Source organism: Novosphingobium sp. B-7, assembly GCF_000410615.1.
Taxonomy (GTDB): Bacteria; Pseudomonadota; Alphaproteobacteria; order Sphingomonadales; family Sphingomonadaceae; genus Novosphingobium; species Novosphingobium capsulatum.
Genome location: NZ_APCQ01000776.1, coordinates 1 through 1464 on the forward strand (window position 1 = coordinate 1; position 1464 = coordinate 1464).

Genomic DNA, 1464 nt, shown 5'->3' on the forward strand with positions numbered 1-1464 from the left:
TTGGTGGGATTGGCGTCCCACGCCTCGGTCAGCGCGGTGGCCCCGCGCGCCAGTTGCAGGGCATAGCCGGGGCGATCGCGCACCCGCAGCATGGCCAGGATCACATCGTCACGCCCGGCCGCAGCCAGCGCCTCCAGCACGTAGCGATAGCCGATGTCCCCGGCGGTAACGCCATTGCCTTCGCGCCGAATCGCCGCGATCAGCCGGTCGAGCGCCGCGGCACGCTGCGCCTGGGGCACCAGGCCGAGCGCCAGCGGCATGGCTTGCGCCGTCTGGCTGCCCCGTTCGTAGCGGCCGGTGGCGGGATCGAGAAAGCGCGCGTTGAAATGCTGCGTAACCTGCACCGCCAGTGCGGCGTAATCCGCAACCGCCCCGATCCGCGCGGCGATCTTGGCCATCGTCTGCAAGCAGGCAATATAAGTGGCCGTGCCGACCAGCGCGCGCGAGGTCAGTTGCGCCTCGCCCGGATCGTTGGGGCCGACATCGTACCAATCGCCCATGCCGAAATCGACGATGCCATCCCGCGCCCGCTGCGCGAGATAGGCGCAATAGCGTTGCGCCGCCGGCCAGGCCGCCACCAGCACGGTGGCGTCGCCGCAAAAGCGATAGGCCGCCCAGGGTGCCAGCACCACCGCCGCGCCCCATTCGGGGGAATTGCGCCAGACCTGGTCCTGCCCCTGCTCGTCCTGGAAGGCGACATATTCCGGCGCGATGCCCGGCACCATGCCATTGGCCTGCTGCGCCTCGGCGATGTCGTGCACCAACTTGTCATAAAGCGGCGCGGCATCGCGGTTGTAGAGCACGGTGGGCGCGTTGAGATAGGTCTGTTCCAGCCAGCCCAGCTTTTCGCGGTGCGGGCAATCGGTGAGGACCGAAACCATGTTGCTGGTCACGGCCTGATCGATCAGCCCATGGATGGCGTTGAGCAAGGGATCATCGGCCTGGAACCGGCCGACGCGCGCAAGATCGGCGTGGAGCACCACGCCTTCGACCGCATGGATCGCGGCGCGCAGCAGGCCGCGCAATTCCAGCCAGCGAAAGCCGTGATAGCTGAACAGCGGCTCGAACGCTTCGACCCCGCTCCCGGTGCTGACGTGGGTAAACGCCACGCGGTTGCCCGGCCCGGCGTTGAAGCTGCGCTGGCTGACCCGGCCCTGTTCGTCCAGCGTCTCGCCCGGCAGGATGGTCAGCGTGGCACCGGCCGGCGCCTCGATCATCAGGCGGGGCCGACCGGCGAAGTTGACGCCGAAATCGACCAGCAGCACATCGGGCGCCACGGCCGTGATCGCCACCGGCGCCAGAGTGCGCGCGGCGACCACCGGCGGCACCAGCCCGGCGCGGAGCATCCCGCCCGGCCCCGGCACGGCCACTACCGGCTGCCAGTCGCGATCGTCGTAGCCAGGTTCCATCCAAGCGGGCGGCACCAGGCGCGCGTCCCAGTCCTCGCCGCCATAGATCGAGGAA

The 1464-nt window shown here is 69.3% G+C and carries 1 protein-coding gene; it reads right to left on the bottom strand.

Going from position 1 to position 1464, the window contains the following annotated elements; translation table 11 throughout:
* Window positions 1–1464, bottom strand: a 1464-nt coding sequence (locus H926_RS0108750) for a family 78 glycoside hydrolase catalytic domain (protein WP_022675955.1), incomplete at both ends; no start/stop codon positions are given.